The sequence below is a fragment of the Paenarthrobacter sp. NPDC058040 genome, assembly GCF_042885775.1.
Classification (GTDB): Bacteria; Actinomycetota; Actinomycetes; order Actinomycetales; family Micrococcaceae; genus Arthrobacter.
The window spans coordinates 84320-105083 of sequence record NZ_JBHVRN010000005.1 but is presented as its reverse complement, the minus strand read 5'-3'; the positions used below and the strand labels follow the sequence as shown (position 1 = coordinate 105083).

Genomic DNA, 20764 nt, shown 5'->3' with positions numbered 1-20764 from the left:
GCCCGGGGCGCTGTCATGCGCCACGGGCCGGGCATTTTCTGTTTAATGGGACAGATACCCGGTTCGCTAACCGGCGCTGACCCACAAAGCCGTGCATGGACCGTAACGAGTGTGAAGAGGTAACCGTGGAAGACAGGAAGCTGCGTATCGCGGCTGTAGGAGATGAACTGCTGGCCGGGCTGGGCGATCCCCGGGCGCTGGGCTGGTTGGGCCGGGTGCTGGCCCGCACGCCGCAGGAGGCCGTTACGGCCGAATGCTTTTCGCTCCCCTGCCCCATGGAAGGCACCGAGGGCCTGGCCGCGCGCTGGCAGGATGAAGCAGGCAGGCGTTTCAGCGAGACACACGAGAACCGCTTGGTCATAGGCCTGTCCGGCCGCGACCTGGAGTTCGGACTGTCAACCGCCCGAAGCAGGCTGAACCTTGCGAACATCCTCGATGGGGCATCGCACAGCGGTGTCGAAGTTTTCGTCGTGGGACCGCCTCCCACCCTGGATCCTTCCCGCAACAAGCGGCTTGCCGAGCTCAATACTGCCTTTGCCGATGTCACGACCCGGCGGAACCACCATTACGTTGACACTTTCTCGCCGTTGCTAAACCATGAGCAGTGGAGGACAGACCTCGCAGCCAATGGGGGCACACCGGGACAGGCCGGCTACGGGTTGATTGCGTGGCTGGTACTTCATCGTGGCTGGTTCCAATGGCTTAACATCGCTCAACCGGAGTAGCCATGACGCCGAACATGCAGGATTCTGTCAGAGCAGTATTCACAGCGGCCATCGTTGGCGCCTTGGCCGCCACAGTTTCCTGCAGTTCGGGTCCGCCGGCACCGTCCACGACTTCGTCGTCGGCGGCCGTCAGCGTCACGCCTGCGGCAACAGCCTCAGCGGCGTTGCGGCCCTTCGACGCTGCGGCCCTCCGGGCCGACTTCGAGCGCAACGCCAAGGAACTGCTCGTGCCTGGCGCGGTGGTGGTCTTGCGCACTCCGGAGGGGACACTGACGGCATCCTACGGAACAGGCGTCCGGGGCAGCGACCGCCCCGTGACGGTGGACGACCACGTCAGGGTTGGTTCCGTGACGAAGACCTGGACAACCACCGTGATCCTCCAGTTGGTCCAGGAAGGCAAACTGGCGCTCAACGATCCTGTCTCGAAATACAGGCCTGATGTCCCGGGCGGTGACAAGATCACCCTTGAGCAGCTGATGACCATGCGCAGCGGGCTCTTCAATTACACCGAGACCCTGGAACTGAATACGGCCATGGACAAGGAACCGCAGAAAGTGTGGACGCCGGACCAACTCCTGGCGTTGGCGTACGCGCATCCACCATATTTTGCGCCCGGCGAAGGCTTCCACTACTCGAATACGAACACCGTCCTGCTGGGCCTCATCGCCGAAAAGATCGACGGCAAGCAGTTGGGCGAGGTGTTCAAGGAGCGGATTTTCGACCCCCTTGGGCTCAAGGGAACGGTTTTCCCTGAAGGCGCGGCCAACACCGTTCCGGAGCCGCACCCCAATGGCTACTTCTATGGCGACAACGTCTTGACCATGACCAAGCCAGCGCTGCCGGACGACATGCAGCAGCAAGCCACTGCCGGGACGCTGGAGCCTCATGACGTCACCAACAACAACCCGTCCTGGGCCTGGGCCGCGGGTTCGGGAGTCTCCACGGCGAATGACCTGGTGACCCTTGGCGAGGGCCTGGTCAACGGAAAGTTGCTTGACGCCAAGATCCAGCAGCAGCGGCTCGACTCCGTTCAGGCCACCGATCCCAACACTCCCGGGGGCGCCCTCTACGGCTGGGGCATCGGCAAGTTTGGCAATCTCTACGGCCACACGGGCGAGCTTCCGGGTTTCAATACCTTCATGGGCAGCGATCCCGCCAACCAGGTGACCCTGGTCGTGGGGACCAACCTTGCCCCGGCCGCGGATGGCCGCGATCCAGCCACCACCATCGCCCGGTCCCTGATTGGAAAGGTCTACAAACCAGCCGCCTGACAACCGCAGACTGTTGCCATCCAGCCATACGCGATATATCGTGTTTCTATCAACGCGATATATCGCATCTTTGGAGGGATCATGTCTGACGAACTATGGACCGTGACGGGCCCGCAAACCATCGACGTGGACGATGTCCGTTCACTCAAACTGGGAATCGTGAAGGGCCGCTTCGACGTAGTGACCCATGACGAGTCCTTCGTTCGCATTGAGGTCAGCGAAATCAGCGGCGACCCACTGACGGTCACGTTGGTCAACGGCCGCCTCGAGGTACGGCATCAGCTGCAGGGTCCGCAGGGATGGTTTCGCAACCTCATGGGGACGGTCAACAACACCAGCACCAACTCGGTGATTGTCGGGATCGCCCTTCCGCCCGGAGTCGATGTCGAGGCCGGAACGGTGAGCGGCGACGGCTTGGCCTCCGGCATCAGCGGCCGGGTGCGGCTGAACACCGTTTCAGGTTCGGTCATGGCCGACGGCACCAGCGGAGAACTGCATGTCAACACGGTCAGCGGTGAGGTCATCGCCCGTAACCACGACGGCGTCCTGACCGCCAAGAGCGTCTCGGGTGAAGTCACCGCTTCAGGCAAGTTTTCAAACGTGCGGGCGACGACCGTCAGCGGCGACCTCAGCTTCGACCTGCAGGACTACACAAGCGACTTCGGCGCCAATTCGGTCTCCGGCGACCTCACCATCCGCCTGCCGCATGACGTTGGCCTGGATGTCGTGGCCAAATCAGCCAGCGGATCGGTAGTCATCGACGATCAGCTCTATGCCCAGCCAGGCAGCAACGTCCATACGATCGTGGGCCCGGACGAGAAACTCATGCTCTTGCGGACCAACACGGTTTCCGGCAAGACCTTCATCATGCACGCCACCGCGCCCGCGACGGAGGCCGATCACCAGTTCCCCGGCGAAGCGGGGCTGTGATGCCTCCGGTCTTCGCCCACGGGGCACTCCGCCTGTACCTGCTTGCACTGCTTGAAGCCGAACCAAAGCATGGGTACGAACTCATCAAGGCCCTGGGCGACCGCTTCGGCGGCACATACTCGCCAAGTGCCGGGACCATCTACCCGCGGCTGGCCAAGCTCGAGGAGGAAGGCCTGGTGGCCACCGAAACCGAAGGACGGCGCACCAAGTACCTGATCACCGAAGCCGGCCGCGCCGAACTCGACCGCAGGCGCGAAGAACTGGCAGGCGTGGAGGACAACATCTCCGCCTCGGTCAGGCGCCTCGCCGACGATCTGCGGGCAGATATCCGCAGCAACATGCAGGGCCTCAGGGCCGACCTTGCCGCGACGGCGGAAGCTGCGCGTACCAGCGCCAGGACTGCCACCGCCACACCAGGCCTGACATCCGGATACTCGCCCGAGGGCCAGCGCATCCTCAAGGAAGCCGAACTCATGGTGCAATCCTTCCGGGACGATATCCGTGTGGAGCTCAGGAAACACGGTGCCGCGCATCCGCTCTCCCCCGTGACGCTGGAAACAGTGCGTACCGTTCTGGACCAGGCCCGCATCTCGATCCGGAACTCGTTGCGAAGCTGATCCACAACGCTCCGGTTCGCGAGCCCATGCCCGGATGTGCGAGACTGGAGGGCAGCTTTATTGAGTATCAATCATTGAAGGAGGCCAGCTATGAGCAAGCGTGCACGTAAGCGTCGTGACCGTAAGCGCGGCGGCGCGAACCACGGCAAGCGCCCCAACACCTAAGCACAGGCTTAGCGTCAAGGCTTAACCGCAAAGGCCCTGGAAACCAGCAGGTTTCCGGGGCCTTTGGTATTCAAAGCTACAACCGCATCAGCGGGCAAATCTCAGGCGTCCACCGGCTTGATGGAATGAATCCTGTCAAGAATGGAGTTCTTGAGGTTTTCCGGCGCAGACTCGGTGCAGGAGCGCTTGACCATGGTGCGGATAAGGCACTCGAGGTCGTACTGCTCGGAGCATTCCTCGCAACCGTCCAAGTGCTGCTTGATCTCGCCGAGGTCCTCGCGGGTCAAGGCGCCGTCGAGGTACTCGTAAATACGCTGCATTCGCGTATCGTCGCAATCGCCCAATCCCTGGCAGTCGCTCATTTCTCTTTCTCCTGATTGTTGCTCCCGGCCGTGGCCTGGTCTTCTGTCTGGGCCTTGAAGCCCCGTTCGGCGGCGTAGTCCGCCAGCATGTCCCGCAGCATCTTCCGGCCGCGGTGCAGGCGCGACATGACCGTGCCGATCGGGGTATTCATGATTTCCGATATTTGTTTGTAGGCGTACCCCTCGACATCCGCGAAGTACACGGCCAAGCGGAATTCCTCCGGGATGGCCTGCAAAGCGTTCTTCACGTCCGAGTCAGGGAGATGGTCCAGCGCTTCGGCTTCCGCGGAGCGGAGTCCGGCCGAGGTATGCGACTCCGCCTTCGCCAACTGCCAATCCTCGATCGTGTCCGAATTGGACTGCAGCGGCTCGCGTTGGCGCTTCCGGTAAAGGTTGATATAGGTGTTCGTCAGGATCCGGTACAGCCACGCCTTGAGGTTGGTACCCGGCTTGTACTGGTGAAAGGCCGAGAACGCCTTGGTATAGGCCTCTTGAACCAGGTCTTCGGCATCTGACGGATTCCGCGCCATGCGCATCGCTGCCGAGTACAACTGGTCCACGTATCGCATGGCGTCGCGCTCGAAGCGCTCCCGCCGCTGTTCGGGTGTCTCCTTGGAAAGATCGACGTCGGCTGCCACCGCTGCGTCGTCCAACGCGCCGGCTGCCTGGTCCATGGCCGCTGCGGCCGGTTCAATGGTGCTCATCGAAGCCAAGTCTACTGTCAGCTTCAGGGAATCCGGCTGCGCCGGTACCCGGGCCCCCAGTAAATCCAGGCGGTCCTCAACCAGGGTCAAAAAACCAACTCCGTTCGCGAAGCGGCAAACGCAATGCCGCAGCGCGGTCTTCACCGCGCCTGATGTTCACAACGGGTCCCGGTGGGTAATTATTCCGCAAAGGTGCAAGACTAGAGCAGACTGCACCCCTTGAACACAACGCTCAGTGACTATTGTGGCAAGCCATCCAGGAGGCAAGACATGTCAGTAATCCGTTTTCTCGCGCGGCCCATGCTCGCGTCCAGCTTTGTCATCGCAGGTTTGGACAAGCTCAAGAATGCGGACGATACTGCCCGGCAACTCTCGCCGGTCCTGCGCCGGGCCTCCGAGTCCCTGCCGTTCCCTGCCGATGAAAAGGTCCTGGCACGCGTGATCGGCGGTGCCCAGCTTGGCGCCGGCGCCCTGCTCGGACTCGGCAAACTGTCGCGTTTCGCGGCGACCGTGCTGGCCGTGACGTCAGCCCTGAACACGTATGTTGAGTGGCGGTCCGCGGACATCAGCACCAAGGAGGGCCGCAGCGCGCGCCGGGCACAGCTCCTTAAGAACATCTCCCTCACGGGCGGGGTGCTGCTGGCATCGGTCGACACCGAGGGACGTCCCAGCTTGGCATGGCGTGCCGAACACCTCGCCACGGACGCCCGGAAAGCCACGGGCAAGCAGATCAAGCGCGCAGACAAAGCAGTTCGCAAGGCCGTAGATAACGCAGTTGGAGCATAAGGAAGCATGACTGGTACCACCGCAGCAAACACCGACCCGAAGCACGGCACATCCCTCCCCTTGTGGCCCGCTCCCTATGCCACAGGACCGGTGGATGCCACGGTGACGGTACCGGGATCCAAATCGCTGACCAACCGATTCCTGGTCCTGGCTGCGCTGGCTGATGGACCGTCGCGCCTGCGGGCACCGCTTCACTCCCGGGACTCCGTACTGATGATCCAGGCACTGCGCCAGCTCGGCGCGAAGGTCACCGAGGTACCCGGTGACGGCGATTACGGGCCGGACCTTGAGATCACCCCCATGGGCTGGTCCGCTGCCGGCAATGAAACGGCCATCGACTGCGGACTGGCCGGAACCGTCATGCGTTTCGTTCCGCCGCTTGCCGCGCTCCGCAACGGCGTCACGGTGTTTGACGGCGACCCCCACGCCCGAAAGCGTCCCATGGGAACCATCATCGAGGCTCTGGTTGCCCTCGGCGTGCCGGTCCGCAACGAAGGCGGCAGGACGCCGTCGGCCCTTCCGTTCGCGGTGGAGGGCTCAGGCGAGGTCCGCGGCGGGCACCTGGTCATTGACGCCAGCGCCTCCTCGCAGTTCGTCTCGGCCCTGCTGCTCGTTGGCGCCCGCTTCACCGAAGGGCTGCACCTGGAGCACGTCGGCAAACCGGTGCCCAGCCTTGACCACATCAACATGACAGTCGCCGTCCTGCGCAGCGTCGGAGTCCGGGTGGACGACTCGGTGCCCAACCACTGGCGTGTGGCTCCCGGCCCCATCCGCGCGTTCGACCAGCGCATCGAGCAGGACCTTTCCAACGCAGGTCCTTTCCTCGCCGCGGCCCTTGCCACGCGCGGAACCGTCCGGATTCCCAACTGGCCCATCGAAACCACCCAGGTGGGCGACCTGTGGCGCAGCATCCTCTCATCGATGGGAGCCGACGTCAGCCTCAAGGACGGGACCTTGACTGTTACGGGCGGACCGGAGATCCTGGGCGCCGATTTCGACGAGACCAGCGAACTCGCACCCACAGTCGCGGCACTCTGCGCGCTGGCCACAGGACCTTCCCGCCTTACCGGCATTGCCCACCTCAGGGGTCACGAAACGGACCGTCTCGCGGCCCTCGTCGCCGAAATCAACCGCCTTGGCGGGGACGCCGAAGAAACCGCCGACGGCCTCATCATCCGCCCTGCCGCCCTTCACGGCGCGGTGGTGCACAGCTATGCCGACCACCGTATGGCCACGGCAGGCGCGATCCTGGGGCTCGCGGTGCAAGGCGTTCAGGTGGAGGACATCGCCACCACGTCGAAGACCATGCCGGAGTTCCCGGACATATGGGCAGCCATGCTGGGGCAGGCCGCGGCGCAGGCGCCCGCAGGCGGGACCACGAACTGACCATGGGCCGTGACGCACGCTCCTGGGACGAATCGGACGTACGGATCCGGCCCAACAAGAAGGGTTCACGCCCCCGCACCAAGGACCGCCCCAGCCACGACGACGCCGTGATCGGCAGGATCATCACCGTGGACCGCGGACGCTACACCGCCGTTGTTGGCGAGGACACGGACAATGAGCGCGTGGTCATCGCAGCGCGTGCCCGTGAACTGCGCCGGAGTCCCGTGGTCCCCGGCGATTTCGTGGCGCTCGTGGGCGATGTTTCCGGTGGCCCCGACACCCTCGCCAGGCTGGTCCGCGTTGAAGAACGCCGGACCCTGCTGCGCCGCAGCGCGGACGACACCGACCCCATTGAGCGCGTCGTGGTAGCCAATGCGGACCAACTGGTTGTGGTGGTGGCCGCGGCCAATCCCGAACCGCGCACAGGTTTCATAGACCGCGCACTGGTGGCAGCTTACGACGCCGGCATCGAGCCGCTGCTCCTGGTCACCAAGGCGGACGTCAAGGATCCTGCGGAATTGCTGGCCAACTACCTCAGCCTCGATTTTCCGGTCATCATCAGCCGCACGGCCGATTCACAGGCCTCCGGTATCGATGCCCGTTCCGATGACGGTCTCTCCGCCCGCCTGGACAGCCAGGCCGTCTCCCGCCTGCGTTCCCACCTCGACGGCAAGGTGACCGTCATGTTGGGGCATTCCGGCGTGGGCAAGTCCACCATGGTCAATGCCCTGACAGGTGCCGAGCGGGCAACCGGCGGGGTGAACGCCGTGACGGGACGCGGCAGGCACACCTCATCCTCCGCTTTGGCCCTCAAACTGGCGGACGCACCGCCGGGCAGTTGGATCATTGACACTCCGGGCATCCGCTCGTTCGGCCTTGCCCACGTGGACCCTGACCGCATCCTGCACTCCTTCCCCGACCTGGAGCCTGGCACGGAGGCCTGCGACCGTGGCTGCAAGCATGACGCCAACGCGGTGAACTGCGGACTGGACGAATGGGTCAACGACGGCCATGCCGGGCCGTCCGGCGTGGCCCGGCTGGCTTCGCTCAGGCGGCTCCTCGGTGCCGACCCGCGCCTCGAAGCCAAGGAAACCAAGGAATTGGGGACGGTCAACTGAGGGTCGGAGCAACACCTCCACCGGTGCGGGAACGATTCACGATAAGTTTGGTGGCATGACCCAATCCGTTTCCAGCTATAACGATGACTTGCGATTGGCCCACGTCCTGGCCGATTCCGTGGACGCCCAGACCATGGACCGGTTCAAGGCCCTGGACCTGCAGATCGAAACCAAGCCCGACCTGACGCCGGTCACGGATGCGGACAAGGCCGCCGAGGAAGCCATCCGTGGGCAGTTGTCGCGTTCACGCCCCCGCGATGCCGTCCTCGGTGAAGAGTTCGGGAGCAGTGGCCACGGTTCCCGGCGTTGGGTCATCGACCCCATTGACGGCACCAAGAACTTCGTCAGGGGCGTTCCCGTGTGGGCCACCCTCATTGCCCTGATCGACGAAGGTGAGCCCGTCGTGGGCGTGGTCAGCGCACCCGCCCTCGGCAAGCGCTGGTGGGCAGCGAAGGACATGGGTGCCTACATGGGCCGTTCGTTGGCCTCGGCCACCAGGCTCAAGGTTTCCAACGTCTCGAACCTGGCCGACGCATCGATGTCCTACTCAAGCCTGTCCGGCTGGAAGGAACGCGGCAACCTCGACGAGTTCCTTGGCCTCACCGAGGACATCTGGCGCACCCGCGCGTACGGCGACTTCTGGTCCTACTGCCTGGTGGCTGAAGGTGCCGTTGACATCGCCTGCGAACCCGAATTGAACCTCTACGACATGGCGGCTCTCGTTCCGATCGTCACCGAAGCCGGAGGACGCTTCACCTCCCTCGAGGGCGAGGACGGACCTTTTGGCGGAAATGCACTGGCCACCAACTCGATCCTGCACTCGGAAGTCCTGAAAAGGCTCAACCCGGGCATCGACGACCTTCTCTGAATAATCGACGGCGGACACCATCATTGGGCGGTGTCCGCCGCACTTTATTCGCCGAATCGACCATTTCCTTATCCGGCGTAACAATCCGCTTAACAAACTGGACGGCTTTGTACCCGACGTGCGGGTGCCTTTATTGTCTTTTACAGGTCACGAGTGCCAGCGCTAAACCCCGGTTTGCTGGCCGGCAACCCTCCATTCGCGGTGGGGTGCCCCGGGTGACGACCAGGCCGGTCCGGAACGGATTCGGCAAGCGCGGATCCCCCGAGGGGGTCCCTCTTGAATGAGGTCCCATGAGCACTGTTACGTTCGAATCCACCGTCGTTCCCACTCTCACGCAGGAAGCCGCGGCCGCGAGGCCCCTTGCTGCCGTGACCGGCGCCGAACTGCAGGCGCCCCTGATCCAGGGTGGCCACGTCCGCTACGCCAACCTCGACTACGGAGCTTCCGCGCCGGCGCTGACCATTGTGTCCGCGTACCTGAACGAGGTCCTGCCTTACTACGCGAGCGTGCACCGCGGCGCCGGATTCGCCTCCCAGATCAGTACGTCGGTGTACGAAAACTCCCGGGACATCGTGCGGGACTTCGTTGGCGGCCGCCCCGACGACTCCGTGATCTTCACACGCAACACCACCGACTCGTTGAACCTGTTGGCTGGATGCCTTCCGCAGGTCGACGGCACTCCCACCGGCGAGGTCCTGTACCTCGACATCGAGCACCACGCCAACCTGCTCCCATGGCAGGGTGTGCCGCACCGCAGCGTGGTCGCGGCTTCCACGCTGGCCGCCACCATCACCAACCTGCGCCACGAACTGACCCAGGGCGGTGTATCGCTGCTCGCTGTTACAGGTGCTTCCAACGTCACAGGCGAGATCCTTCCCATCGCCGAGCTGGCTGCCCTGGCCCACGAATTCGGTGCTCGCATTGTGGTCGACGCAGCACAGCTCGCCCCCCACCGGCGGATCAACATTGCCGAGGCGGACGTGGACTATGTGGTCTTCTCAGGCCACAAGCTCTATGCACCCTTCGGTGCCGGCGTGGTTGTAGGTCGCCCCGATTGGCTCGACGCCGGAACCCCGCACCTGGCCGGCGGCGGCGCAGTCCGCGAAGCCCGCCTTGATTCGGTCAGCTGGGCAACCGGACCCGCGCGCCATGAAGGCGGCTCCCCCAACGTCCTCGGCGCAGCAACACTGGCCCGTGCCACACAGGTCCTGGCCAGCCTTGACCAGCAGGCCTGGCACGACCACGAGGCCGCCATCCGCTCCTACCTCGTGGAAGGGCTGCAGGCGATCGACGGCGTTACCGTCCACCAGATCTTCAGCGATTCCACCGACACCATCGGCGTGGTCAATTTCTCGGTGGAGGGATTCGACGCCGGCCTGGTCGCCGCGTACCTTTCCGCGGAACACGGCGTGGGCCTCCGCGATGGTCGCTTCTGCGCCCACCCGCTCCTCAAGCGCCTCGGCCTGCCATCTGGATCCCTGCGTGCCAGTTTCGGTGTGGGATCACGGCTGGAGGACGCCGCCCGGCTGCTCAAGGGCATCCAGGAGCTCAAAGGCACCGGTCTCGGCTGGGACTACGTGGTTGACGAGGGCCGCTGGGTACCTGCCAACGACCACCGCAGCTACCCCGAATGGGCCCCCAACACGCCCGGCACCGCAGGCGCCGCCCCCTGCACTGTGGACTGATCGCGGCTTTCCGGAAACGCACCGGCCTTGCCTTACGGTAAATTCGTAGGGTATTTCCGGCGTTCGCGGTAAAGGAGTCTGTGCATAGCCATGCCTTCCCAAAGTACCTCCAACGGTTCGCACCTACCCGGCGGACCCAAGCTGCACGCGGTGCGGCGAAAGGAACTGGGGCAGAGCTTCAAGGACGGCGGAGAGCACTACCACTTGGTGCGCCCCGGCTACCCTGCAGACTCCGTGGATTGGTTGCTTCCCCCGGGCGCACGGTCCGCTGCCGACATTGGTGCGGGCACCGGAAAATTCACCGCCCTGCTCGTGGACCGCGGGCTTGATGTGGCCGCCGTCGACCCTTCCACGGACATGCTGGCGCAACTGCGCCTGTCCTGCCCCCAGGCAGTCGCCCTGGAGGGTACGGCGGAGGCGAGCGGACTGGCGGACTCAGCTTTCGACGTCGTCAGTGTCGCCCAGGCCTGGCATTGGTGCGATCCCCTCAAAGCCAGCACGGAAATCGCCCGGGTGCTCCGTCCCCATGGCGTCCTCGGCCTGATCTGGAACCAGTTGGATACGTCCGTCCCATGGGTGCACCGCCTTTCACGCATCATGCATGCCGGCGACGTGCACAAACCGGGGTTCCGACCGGCCATCGGTCCGGAGTTCACCGACCTGGAAAGCCACGTCACGCACTGGGAAGACCCGATGTCCCCCGAGGACATCATGGAGCTGACCAAATCGCGCAGCTATTACCTCCGGGCCAACCAGGCAACCCGCGCTAAAGTCATGGGCAACCTTGACTGGTACCTCTACGAGCACCTTGGCCACGCACCTGGCCAAACAGTGGCCCTGCCGTACGTGACGCAGACGTGGCGGGCCCGCAAGGCCTGTCCTGCCGTCCCACGGTAGGCTTGAGGTGTGAAGACCAGTACGCCCTCCTCCTCGATCGAGGACTACGTCAAGGTCATCTACTCCTTCACGGAGTGGCAGGACAAGCCCATTACGTCCTCCCAACTGGCCCAACGGCTCGGAGTGGCCAATTCCTCCGTCTCCGAAATGGTGCGGAAACTCAAGGACCAAGGGCTGGTTGACCACCAGCCTTACAGCGCCATCCGCCTCACGCCGGACGGCATGCGCTTGGCCTTGGCCATGGTCCGGCGGCACCGTCTCATCGAGACGTACCTCGTTGAAGAACTTGGTTACCGGTGGGACGAAGTCCACGACGAAGCGGAAATGTTGGAACACGCAGTATCGGATACCTTCATTGAACGCATGTCCGCCAAGTTGGGCCACCCTGTCCGGGACCCGCACGGCGACCCCATCCCGTCAGCAGATGGATCCGTGGACCTGCCGCATGCCTACCGCATGATCGAGCTGGACCAGGGACATGCTGGCCGCATCACCCGGATCAGCGATGAAAACCCGGACCTGCTGCGCTATTTGGCCGCCGAGGACATTACCTTGGACGCGCGCATCGAGGTTGTGGGCCGGAAGCCCTTCGGCGGCGCCTTGGTGGTCCGGATCGGCAGCGGTGCACAGCGCCGTGAATTCGATCTCGCTGACGAAATTACCTCGGCGCTGTGGGTCCAGAGCACCGATGTCCACGAAGGCTGCGTCCTCGCCGGCGGCTGACCCGGCCAGGCACCCAGGTCAGTCAAGCGGACCGACCGGATCGCCGTCGTCGTTCGCGTCCGCTGGCGTCCCCGCAGCGGCACCCGCCGTGTCGCGAACCGGGTTGCGGATCCCGACGGCGGAAGCCACCGCCCCGAGCACGAACAGTCCCGCCGTGACCAGGAGGGCGTTGTACAAGCCGTCGCGGGTAAAGACCGGGCCCACAATAAGGCCGGCGAAGGCGATGCAGATCAGTCCGGCAATGCGGGCCACTGCGTTGTTGACCGCGGAGCCGATCCCGGCCTCTTCGGGAGGAACCGCACCGAGGATGGCGGCCGTGAGCGGGGCCACGAGTGTGGCCAGCCCCAAGCCAAATACCACTTGGCCCGGAAAGACCTGCGTCCAGTAATCCAGCGGCTCTTGGACGGAGAGGGACATCAGGAACCCGACGGCGCACAACAGCGGTCCCGCCGTCATGAACCACCGCGGACCATACTTTCCCGCCAGGCCACCAAAGTAGGAGGCCGTCAGCATCAGGATCACCGTCCCGGGCAGCAGCGCGATTCCCGCCAGCGTGGCGCCCATTCCGCCCACCTGCTGCAAATAGATGCCCAGGACAAAAAAGCCCAGTGAGATGCCGCCGTAAATGGTCAACGTGGCGAGGTTACCCCAGCCAAAGTTCCTGATCGCAAAAAGCCTTAGCGGGAGCATCGGATCGGTCGTCCTGCCCTCATGGAAGAGAAAGAATGCCAAAGCAACGGCACCCAGCAGCAACGGAGCCCAGACGAAGGGGCTCGCCCATCCCAGCCGGCCCTGTTCGATGAACGCGAACACGGGGCCGCCCAGACCGATCATGGCCAGCAAAGCTCCCGCGTAGTCGATGCGCTGGCTCTTGTCCCGGGCCGCATCGGAGGCCCGGAGGCCGGCAAGCATGGGCCAGATCGCGGCGGCCGGAACAACGTTGATGAAAAAGATCACGCGCCAGGACAACAGGTCCACGGACACGCCACCGATCAACGGAGCGACGATCGCTGCGGCGCTGGTCCAACCGGACCACTGGCCGATTGCCTTGGATTGCGCGGGTCCTGAGAAGGAGGTGACGATCATGGCAAGGGAGCTGGGCACCAGCAATGCGCCCGCTATGCCCTGAAGCGCCCGTGAAACCACCAGGATTTCACCGTTCCAGGCGAGGCCACACATCACGGAAGTCAGTGCGAAACCAGCCAAGCCCCACTGGAGTATGCGTGCGCGGCCAAAATGGTCGGACAGGGAGCCAGCCACAAGGATGAGGGCGCCCAAGGTCAAGAGGTAGGCATCCACCACCCACTGTTGGATGACCAGCCCACCGCCCAATTCGCGGCCAATCGCCGGCAGGGCGAGGTTGACCACAAAACCATCGAGAATGGCGATGAAGGAGGCCACGATGGCCACCACCAGCACCTTCTTCTGCAGTGGCGTGCTCGGCTGTACGGCCTCCGCTTCAGTCATGAGCACAGCCTACGCTTGCCGTATCGTTGAGTGGTGATCAGCAGACGTGACGTGGCCGTGGCCCTCGATATCTCCATGGAAATGGCCCAGCGCCACGGCATCCCTCCGCGCTTGCCCGAAGCCGGCCTGCGCGACCTCCAGGACAACCCGCCGGCCTGGCTGGTTCAGTCACGAGCCAACCGAACCGGGAAGCGTCCTGTCTGGGTGCAACTCACGTGCGCCGTCTGCGGCTTTTCCGAGGCTGCCCGTCCCAAGAAGTGGTGGCCCGACTTCTCCTTCGTGTACTGCGGTCACCACAGGAACTCTGAGCTTCCGGAATTGTTCCTGGGCGATGTCCGGAGCGAGTACGAGGGCATCGGCAGCCGCTTCGTCGGCGTCGTGGATGTCCGCGAGGAACGCTAGCCCAACTCCCCCATCTCGGACGGGACGGCGAGCAGCTGCACGATCCTGCCATCGCGCAGCACGGTCAGCGGGAAGGGCTGGCCAATGGCATCGGCGAAGAGCAGTTTCTGGAGGCTCTCAGCGCTCGACACCGCCCGTCCTTGCGCTTGGAGCACCAAGTCACCGGGCTCCAGTCCAGACTGTTCGGCGGGCGATCCGGCCATGACCTCCACCACGCGGAGGCCTTCCTTTTGGCCTGTGCGCACTACCGCACTGGCATCGAGCGGAATTGGCGTACTCACCAGCCCGAGATAGGCCCGCCGTACGCGTCCGTCCTTGAGCAGGGACGCGATGATGCGCTGGGTTGTGGCGTTGATTGGTACGGCCAGTCCAAGGCCCAGACCGGCCACGGCAGTGTTGATCCCCACGATGCGCCCCTTGGTGTCCGCCAGTGCGCCGCCCGAATTTCCGGGGTTCAAGGCAGCGTCGGTCTGGATCACGTCCTCGATGACGCGCCGGTGCTCTCCCGCCCGGACGGGGATGGACCGGCCGAGGCCGCTCACCACTCCCGCTGTCACGGAGCCCGCAAGGCCCAAGGGGTTTCCAACGGCGATCACCAACTGGCCCACCCTCAAGGAATCTGCGTTGCCGAGGACGGCCGGGGGCGGGGTGGTCTTCAGTCCACGCACCACGGCGAGGTCGGACAGCGGATCGGCCCCCACCAGTTCAACATCGCTGTGCTTCCCGTTGGCGAAGACGGCCCTGCCCGATTGGATGCCGGCCACCACGTGGGCGTTGGTCAGCATGTACCCGTCGCCCGTGAAAACCACGGCCGAGCCGCTGCCCACGCGCAGGCGGCCGTTCCGGCGCGCGCTGGTCATCTCAATTGCGGCAACGTGGGGCGTCACTGAGTCCGCTACCCGGATCACCGTCTCCGAATAGGCATCAAGCGCCCTGTCACTGTCCCGCTGTTCGTCTGCAAAGACTTCTTCCGGCTCGGTGCTCATCACATGCCTCCTGCCACCCACCGTGCATATCCACTACAACCACGGTGGCCGGGTTCCTAGTCCACGTTTGCCTACGCCGTGGGTGAACGCCACCCCGACGTCTGGAACGGGACAAACAGAAAGCCCCCGGACATTGTCCGAGGGCCTTCGTGGGTGGAGATGGGGGGAATTGAACCCCCGTCCGATGTTGTGTTGCCAGGGCTTCTCCGGGCGCAGTTTGCGTCGGATTTTCTCGGCCCCAGCCATCCTGCAAACAGGTGGCTGATCCGGGCCCAGTCATCTAAAAGTCCCGTTTACCCCAATGACGAAGGCAAACAGCAGTGGCTATCTAAATGACGCCAGGAACCGGGGCGATAGCAACCCCGGGCTGACGGACTGTCTTACTGCTTAGGCAGCGAGAGCGAAGTCAGTGCGCTTAGATTCGGCACTTATTGGTTTGCAGACAGCGTTTACGAGATAATTCTGCATCCTCGGCCCGCTTCACCTGCCGCGACTAACATCGTCGAAACCGATCATCCCCGTATTTTGTTACCAAACCGGCAGCCATACCAAGCGCCGCCGGACTATCAATCATAACGCATCTTCCGGAACGAACATTCCCGGGACACGCCGTGAACCGCTAGCGCCTGTTGCGCTCGCGGAGTTCCCGCAACGACTCACGCTTGTCCTGCTGCTCACGCAGCGTCTGTCGCTTGTCGTAGTCCTTCTTACCGCGGGCAATGGCGATTTCCACCTTCGCGCGGCCGTCCAGGAAATACAGCTGCAAGGGCACCACGGTGAATCCGGACTCGCGGATTTTGTGCGAGATTTTGTTCAGTTCCTCGCGGTGGAGCAAAAGCTTACGACGGCGGCGCGCGGCGTGGTTGGTCCAGCTCCCTTGGTTGTACTCGGGGATGTGGATGCCTTCCATCCACAACTCATCGTTGTAGAAGGTGCAGAACCCGTCCACCATCGAGGCATGCCCCTCCCGGAGGGACTTAACCTCGGTACCCATGAGGGCGATGCCGGCCTCATAGGTGTCGAGGACATGGTAGTCATGCCGGGCCTTCCGATTGGTGGCCACTACCTTACGGCCACTTTCCTTGGGCACGGTAGAACTCCTTGTTTGATGCGGATTCCAACCAGTGTACGCCAGGGCCGGTGCGGCCCCGCGCCATGGTGGAAGCAGTTTCGCTGACGGGGAAAGCCGTTACAGCAAGGTCATGGGATCCACTGCAACCCCGTTGAGCCAGGTCTCGAAGTGCGCGTGGCAACCGGTGGAGTTGCCTGTACTTCCCGAGTAGGCAATGAGCTGGCCCTGCGAGACCCGCTGTCCATTCGCCACCACGATGCTGCTGTTGTGGTAGTAGATGGTGGTCAGCGAGTTGCCCTGCACCACGCCATGCGAAAGCTTGACGCGCCACCCACCGCCATCGGCGGAATTCCATCCCGAGTTGAACACTTCGCCTGCCGCCGCAGCGTACACCGGAGTTCCACAGGCCGCCCCGAAGTCGATCCCCGTGTGCATGTAACCGCCGGTGCCGTAGAAGTCGATGGTGCCGGGCGGCGTCGCACGCCATCCGAAGCCGGACGTAATAGGAACGTAACTGGCGAAGGGGTGCCGCAAACCAAAGGCCGACGGCGACCCAACCGGCGGGACGAACGGCGCCTCCGGCGGTGCCGGCTTGCCTTGCGCGGCTGCAGCAGCGGCCGCGGCGGCCGCCGCCTCAGCGGCGAGCCTGCGCTGTTCGGCTTCCCAGGCTTCCCTGAGTTTGCGGTCGCGTTCGGCAATCTCCGCGGCCACGGAATCCTGCTCCGATTTCACGCGCGCCAGGTCGGCTTCAATCCCGGGCTTGGCCGCTTGGAGCTGGCCGTTCAAACGCGTGGTGTCCTCGATGAGCTTGTCCACCTCGGCCTTTTTGCTGGCAGCTTCGTCGCGGGCGGCCTTCTCCCGGTTCAGGGCCTCGTCAGCCTTCGCCTTGAGGTCCTGGATCTCCGCCTCGACAGCCGCGAGACGGGCCTGGGAGTTCACGTTGGTAGCGTTCTGCTGCGTCAACTTGGTCATCGCGGCGTTTTGGCTGCGCATGGCCTGGTCGGCGAGGTCCATGGACTCCGTGAGGTTGCCGGACTCATTCGAGCCGAACAGCAGTGCGATGTTCGTGGGGACGCCGCCCGATTTGTATGCCTGGGACGCGATCTGGCCGATCAGTTTTTTGGTGTCCGTAATCTTCTGCTTGTCGCTCTCCAGCTGCTCGGTGATCTTCGCCTTGTTCTGCTGGGCCAATTCCACCCGGGCAGCCAGGGCTTCCACTTCCTTCACGGCGCTGGCCACCCGGCCCTGTGCCTCCAGCAGGGCCTGCTGGGCACCGGGAAGCCGCCCCTGGTACACGACGAGGTCGGCGGCGGCCTTGGCGATCTTGGCGTCCACAAATTCCAAGGACGCCTGGACCCGCGCTGCCTCCGCCTCGAGTGCTGCCTGCTGGTCGTCCAGGTTGTCAGCCTGGGCTGCAGGAGCACCGGAAAGGATGCTGGCAGCCAAACCCACGGCAAGGACTGCGCCCAGAATCCGCGCTTGCCCACCTGCCAGGCGGCGGCGAAGGGAAATCCGGTCCAACGTGGTCATTATGAATCCTCTGCATTCGCCGGCATCGTCTGTGCTGTTCCGTCCGTTGGCCATACTAAACCTTCAAGTAGCGCCGGAGGGTTAACAACGAGGATATCCCGGCCAAGCCGCCGCCCAGTGCGATAAGGACGGGTGCGATCACCAGGACCTGGGTGGAAGAGATAAAGGGTGTATTGAGGAACTGCCGGGACAGATCGCCGTTGAGCCAGAAATGGGCCATGAGCCACAGCGTCAGAGAGGCCAGCAGCGCACCCACCACGGCGGCGATGACGCCCTCAAGGATGAACGGCAGTTGGATGACGGCCTTCGACGCCCCGACCAGCCGCATGATGCCCGTCTCCCGCCTGCGGCTGAACGCCGACAGCCTGATAGTGGTGGTAATCAGCAGGACCGCGCAGAAGATCATCACGGCCGCTATGCCCACGGCCACTACTGAGGCCCCGTTCATCCAGGAGAAGATCCTTTCAAGGACCTGGCGCTGGTCGCTCACCGTTTCCACCCCAGGCTGCGAGGAAAACGTCTCGCTGATGATCTGGTACTTCTCCGGGTTCTTCATGTTGATCCGGAAGGACGCAGGCAATTGGTCCTCGGATACCGAATCGACAATGGGCGAATTGGAGAACTGCTCTTTGAAGTGTTTGTAGGCCTCGGCCTGCGACTCGAATTGGAAGTCGTTGATATACTGCTTGACTGCCGGCGAGTCCAGCATGGCCTGGATGTTGGCTTGCTGTTCCTTCGTAGCCGGGCCCGATGCGCAGCCCACGGTGGTGGAGCCATCGTTGCAGAGGAAGACCGCCACCTGGACCTTGTCGTACCAGTAACCCTTCATCTGGTTGATCTGCATCTGCAGCATGCCGGCGGCACCAACGAACGTCAGGGATACGAACGTCACCAGCACCACGGAAATCACCATGGACAGGTTCCGGCGCAGGCCGCTGCCGATTTCCCCCAGGATAAAAAGGAACCTCACAGCTGTGCCCCCTGCGCGCGGGTAATTTCCTCGTCGCTGGCATCGCGCAGTCGTCGCGATTCGCCCACCACGGGAATCATGGAGGTGTAGAGTGCCTTGGCTTCGTCGCGGATCACTTTGCCGTTCTTGAGTTCCACAACGCGACGACGCATCTCGTTCACGATGTCGTCGTCGTGGGTTGCCATCACCACCGTTGTTCCGTTCTGGTTGATCTTGTCCAGGACGCCCATGATGCCCATGGAGGTGATCGGGTCCAGGTTTCCTGTCGGCTCGTCCGCCAGGAGGATTCCCGGACGGTTGACCACCGCGCGGGCGATCGCCACGCGCTGCTGTTCACCACCTGACAGTTCATGGGGCATGCGGCGTTCCTTGCCCTCCAGGCCCACGGTCTTCAGGACCTCGGGAACGGTTTCCCTGATGATGGACCTGCTCTTGCCGATCACCTGCATGGCAAACGCCACGTTCGCGAAGACATTCTTCTGCGGCAGCAGGCGGAAGTCCTGGAAAACCACGCCGATGCCGCGCCGCAGCTTGGGCACCCGCCAGCTGGAGATGTTGGCCACGTTCTGGCCGGCCACATAGACGGAGCCGGAGGAGGCCTTGTCCTCCTTGAGGATCAGCCGAAGGAAAGTGGATTTACCCGATCCCGACGCTCCCACCAGGAAGGTGAACTCGCCGCGGTTTATCTCAAGGCTTACAGAGTCGAGCGCCGGTCGGGCATTCTGCTCATAGACCTTGGTGACATTCTCAAATCTGATCATGGCCCTTTTGACCCCGCCGGACATGACTGATTGGCCCAGTCCAACAGCCGGAGCGCGGGCTTTCGGTGGGGGAAGTGAGAGCACCGGCCTCTCGACTATACGCATGACCCCACGGTGATTTCCGTGGTTTCGGAGGCGTGTCGCCAAAACCAGCCCACCCGGGCCTACGGCGCCCGGACAGCCCGCCGAACCATGACGGCTCCGGAGCCGTAACCCAGGCCTAGCCTGCTGCGTTACGGTTGCTGGTTCGCCAGCGGATTCCCGCGTCGATGAAGTCGTCGATGTCGCCATCGAGCACAGCCGAGGTGTTGCCTACTTCGTGCTCCGTGCGCAGGTCTTTGACCATCTGGTACGGGTTGAGCACGTAGGAGCGCATCTGGTCGCCCCACGATGCCTTGACGTCGCCTGCGAGCGCCTTCTTTTCGGCGTCCTCCTGTTCCTTCTTCAGCAACAGGAGCCGGGACTGAAGGACACGGAGCGCGGCTGCGCGGTTCTGCAGCTGCGACTTTTCGTTCTGCATCGACACCACGATCCCGGAGGGAATGTGCGTCAGGCGGACGGCGGAGTCGGTGGTGTTGACGGACTGGCCGCCAGGCCCGGAGGACCTGAAGACGTCGACGCGGATCTCGTTGTCCGGGATGTCAATGGAATCGGTCTGCTCAATCAGGGGAATGACTTCAACAGCCGCGAACGACGTCTGACGGCGGCCTTGGTTGTCAAAGGGGCTGATCCTGACCAGGCGGTGGGTGCCCGCCTCGACGCTGAGCGTACCGAAGGCGTACGGTGCTTTGACTTCGAAGGTGGCGGACTTCAGGCCGGCTTCTTCGGCGTAGGAGGTATCCATCACCGTGGTGGGATACCCGTGGCGTTCAGCCCACCGAAGGTACATGCGAAGGAGCATTTCCGCGAAGTCTGCGGCATCCACACCGCCCGCGCCGGCGCGGATGGTCACTACGGCTTCACGTTCGTCGTACTCGCCGGAGAGCAGGGTGACCACCTCGAGATCGGCGAGCGCCTTGCCGATGGAGGCCAGTTCCTTTTCGGCTTCAGCCAACGAGGCTTCGTCACCTTCGTCCTGGCCCAGTTCGACCAGCACCTCCAAGTCGTCAATTCGAGCGGAGAGCTTGGTGAGGCGTTCAAGTTCCGACTGCCGGTGCGACAACCGCGAGGTGACTACCTGCGCGGAGGCGGGGTCGTCCCACAGGTCCGGCGCTCCGGCCTGTTCACTCAATTCGGCGATCTCGGCCTTCAAGGCATCGATATCACTGACGTTCTCGATGGAACTGTAGGTAGCGCGAAGCGCGCGGATTTCTGCGGGAAAGTCAATCTCAGCCATGAT

Annotated in this window: 22 protein-coding genes, 1 other RNA gene and 1 riboswitch; of the genes, 13 read left to right on the top strand and 10 right to left on the bottom strand. The window is 63.6% G+C overall.

The window, feature by feature from the left end:
• Positions 1-125: 125 nt before the first annotated feature.
• The 5 genes from ACFVSJ_RS08275 to ACFVSJ_RS08255 all read left to right on the top strand — a co-directional run bounded on the left by ACFVSJ_RS08275 (position 126) and on the right by ACFVSJ_RS08255 (position 3708).
• Positions 126-725 (top strand): GDSL-type esterase/lipase family protein, encoded by a 600-nt coding sequence (locus tag ACFVSJ_RS08275; protein ID WP_387436154.1) that lies wholly within the window; start codon positions 126-128, stop codon positions 723-725.
• A gap of 2 nt (positions 726-727) precedes the next feature.
• Positions 728-1996 carry a serine hydrolase domain-containing protein gene (locus ACFVSJ_RS08270; protein ID WP_387435807.1) on the top strand — a complete coding sequence of 423 codons (1269 nt, stop codon included), beginning with the start codon at positions 728-730 and terminating at the stop codon, positions 1994-1996.
• Positions 1997-2077: 81 nt separating this feature from the next.
• Entirely contained in the window at positions 2078-2926 is an 849-nt protein-coding gene (locus ACFVSJ_RS08265; protein ID WP_387435805.1) for a DUF4097 family beta strand repeat-containing protein, read from the top strand.
• Complete coding sequence (locus ACFVSJ_RS08260) at positions 2926-3543, top strand: PadR family transcriptional regulator (protein WP_387435804.1); 618 nt, start codon at positions 2926-2928, stop codon at positions 3541-3543. The genes ACFVSJ_RS08265 and ACFVSJ_RS08260 overlap by 1 nt, the downstream gene beginning before the upstream one ends.
• 90 nt (positions 3544-3633) lie before the next feature.
• The gene (locus tag ACFVSJ_RS08255; RefSeq protein WP_369299106.1) at positions 3634-3708 is read left to right on the top strand and encodes a 50S ribosomal protein bL37; all 75 of its coding nucleotides are present in this window, start codon (positions 3634-3636) and stop codon (positions 3706-3708) included.
• Between the two features lie 101 nt (positions 3709-3809).
• Here ACFVSJ_RS08255 and rsrA read toward each other — a convergent pair whose 3' ends face one another.
• Complete coding sequence (rsrA, locus tag ACFVSJ_RS08250; RefSeq protein WP_387435803.1) at positions 3810-4070, bottom strand: mycothiol system anti-sigma-R factor; 261 nt, start codon at positions 4068-4070, stop codon at positions 3810-3812.
• The gene (locus ACFVSJ_RS08245; RefSeq protein ID WP_387435802.1) at positions 4067-4864 is read right to left on the bottom strand and encodes a sigma-70 family RNA polymerase sigma factor; all 798 of its coding nucleotides are present in this window, start codon (positions 4862-4864) and stop codon (positions 4067-4069) included. Before ACFVSJ_RS08245 ends, rsrA begins: the two co-directional genes overlap by 4 nt.
• Positions 4865-5044: 180 nt before the next feature.
• On the opposite strand from ACFVSJ_RS08245, the gene ACFVSJ_RS08240 reads away from it, so the two are divergent.
• The 7 genes from ACFVSJ_RS08240 to ACFVSJ_RS08210 all read left to right on the top strand — a co-directional run bounded on the left by ACFVSJ_RS08240 (position 5045) and on the right by ACFVSJ_RS08210 (position 12237).
• Complete coding sequence (locus ACFVSJ_RS08240) at positions 5045-5560, top strand: DoxX family membrane protein (protein WP_387435800.1); 516 nt, start codon at positions 5045-5047, stop codon at positions 5558-5560.
• Between the two features lie 6 nt (positions 5561-5566).
• Positions 5567-6946, top strand: coding sequence for a 3-phosphoshikimate 1-carboxyvinyltransferase (gene aroA / locus ACFVSJ_RS08235; protein ID WP_387435799.1), 1380 nt, complete (start codon positions 5567-5569; stop codon positions 6944-6946).
• Between the two features lie 2 nt (positions 6947-6948).
• Positions 6949-8064, top strand: a complete 1116-nt coding sequence (locus tag ACFVSJ_RS08230; protein ID WP_387436153.1) for a ribosome small subunit-dependent GTPase A — start codon at positions 6949-6951, stop codon at positions 8062-8064.
• A gap of 55 nt (positions 8065-8119) precedes the next feature.
• Complete coding sequence (gene hisN, locus ACFVSJ_RS08225; protein WP_387435797.1) at positions 8120-8932, top strand: histidinol-phosphatase; 813 nt, start codon at positions 8120-8122, stop codon at positions 8930-8932.
• Positions 8933-9077: 145 nt separating this feature from the next.
• Positions 9078-9191, top strand: a riboswitch (SAM riboswitch).
• Positions 9192-9222: 31 nt separating this feature from the next.
• A complete protein-coding gene (locus ACFVSJ_RS08220; RefSeq protein WP_387435796.1) occupies positions 9223-10617 on the top strand; it encodes an aminotransferase class V-fold PLP-dependent enzyme in 1395 nt (464 codons plus the stop codon).
• Positions 10618-10707: 90 nt separating this feature from the next.
• A complete protein-coding gene (locus ACFVSJ_RS08215; RefSeq protein WP_387435795.1) occupies positions 10708-11514 on the top strand; it encodes a class I SAM-dependent methyltransferase in 807 nt (268 codons plus the stop codon).
• A gap of 9 nt (positions 11515-11523) precedes the next feature.
• Positions 11524-12237: a metal-dependent transcriptional regulator gene (locus tag ACFVSJ_RS08210; RefSeq protein WP_387435793.1), complete on the top strand. Its 714-nt coding sequence runs from the start codon at positions 11524-11526 to the stop codon at positions 12235-12237.
• Between the two features lie 18 nt (positions 12238-12255).
• Here ACFVSJ_RS08210 and ACFVSJ_RS08205 read toward each other — a convergent pair whose 3' ends face one another.
• On the bottom strand, positions 12256-13704 hold the full coding sequence (locus ACFVSJ_RS08205; RefSeq protein ID WP_387435792.1) for an MFS transporter: 1449 nt from the start codon (positions 13702-13704) through the stop codon (positions 12256-12258).
• A gap of 75 nt (positions 13705-13779) precedes the next feature.
• Here ACFVSJ_RS08205 and ACFVSJ_RS08200 point away from each other — a divergent pair, with 75 nt between their 5' ends.
• Positions 13780-14106, top strand: a complete 327-nt coding sequence (locus tag ACFVSJ_RS08200; protein WP_387436151.1) for a hypothetical protein — start codon at positions 13780-13782, stop codon at positions 14104-14106.
• Here ACFVSJ_RS08200 and ACFVSJ_RS08195 read toward each other — a convergent pair.
• The 7 genes from ACFVSJ_RS08195 to prfB all read right to left on the bottom strand — a co-directional run bounded on the left by ACFVSJ_RS08195 (position 14103) and on the right by prfB (position 20761).
• Positions 14103-15092 carry a S1C family serine protease gene (locus ACFVSJ_RS08195; protein ID WP_387435791.1) on the bottom strand — a complete coding sequence of 330 codons (990 nt, stop codon included), beginning with the start codon at positions 15090-15092 and terminating at the stop codon, positions 14103-14105. The genes ACFVSJ_RS08200 and ACFVSJ_RS08195 overlap by 4 nt on opposite strands.
• Before the next feature lie 151 nt (positions 15093-15243).
• Positions 15244-15612, bottom strand: a transfer-messenger RNA (tmRNA) gene (ssrA, locus tag ACFVSJ_RS08190).
• A 99-nt stretch (positions 15613-15711) separates the two neighbouring features.
• Entirely contained in the window at positions 15712-16182 is a 471-nt protein-coding gene (gene smpB, locus ACFVSJ_RS08185; protein ID WP_262275400.1) for an SsrA-binding protein SmpB, read from the bottom strand.
• Between the two features lie 99 nt (positions 16183-16281).
• The gene (locus ACFVSJ_RS08180; RefSeq protein ID WP_387435789.1) at positions 16282-17694 is read right to left on the bottom strand and encodes a peptidoglycan DD-metalloendopeptidase family protein; all 1413 of its coding nucleotides are present in this window, start codon (positions 17692-17694) and stop codon (positions 16282-16284) included.
• 55 nt (positions 17695-17749) lie between these two features.
• The gene (gene ftsX, locus ACFVSJ_RS08175) at positions 17750-18664 is read right to left on the bottom strand and encodes a permease-like cell division protein FtsX (protein ID WP_387435787.1); all 915 of its coding nucleotides are present in this window, start codon (positions 18662-18664) and stop codon (positions 17750-17752) included.
• Complete coding sequence (ftsE, locus tag ACFVSJ_RS08170; RefSeq protein WP_387436149.1) at positions 18661-19425, bottom strand: cell division ATP-binding protein FtsE; 765 nt, start codon at positions 19423-19425, stop codon at positions 18661-18663. Before ftsE ends, ftsX begins: the two co-directional genes overlap by 4 nt.
• Before the next feature lie 220 nt (positions 19426-19645).
• Positions 19646-20761, bottom strand: coding sequence for a peptide chain release factor 2 (prfB, locus tag ACFVSJ_RS08165; RefSeq protein ID WP_387435786.1), 1116 nt, complete (start codon positions 20759-20761; stop codon positions 19646-19648).
• Positions 20762-20764: the final 3 nt, after the last annotated feature.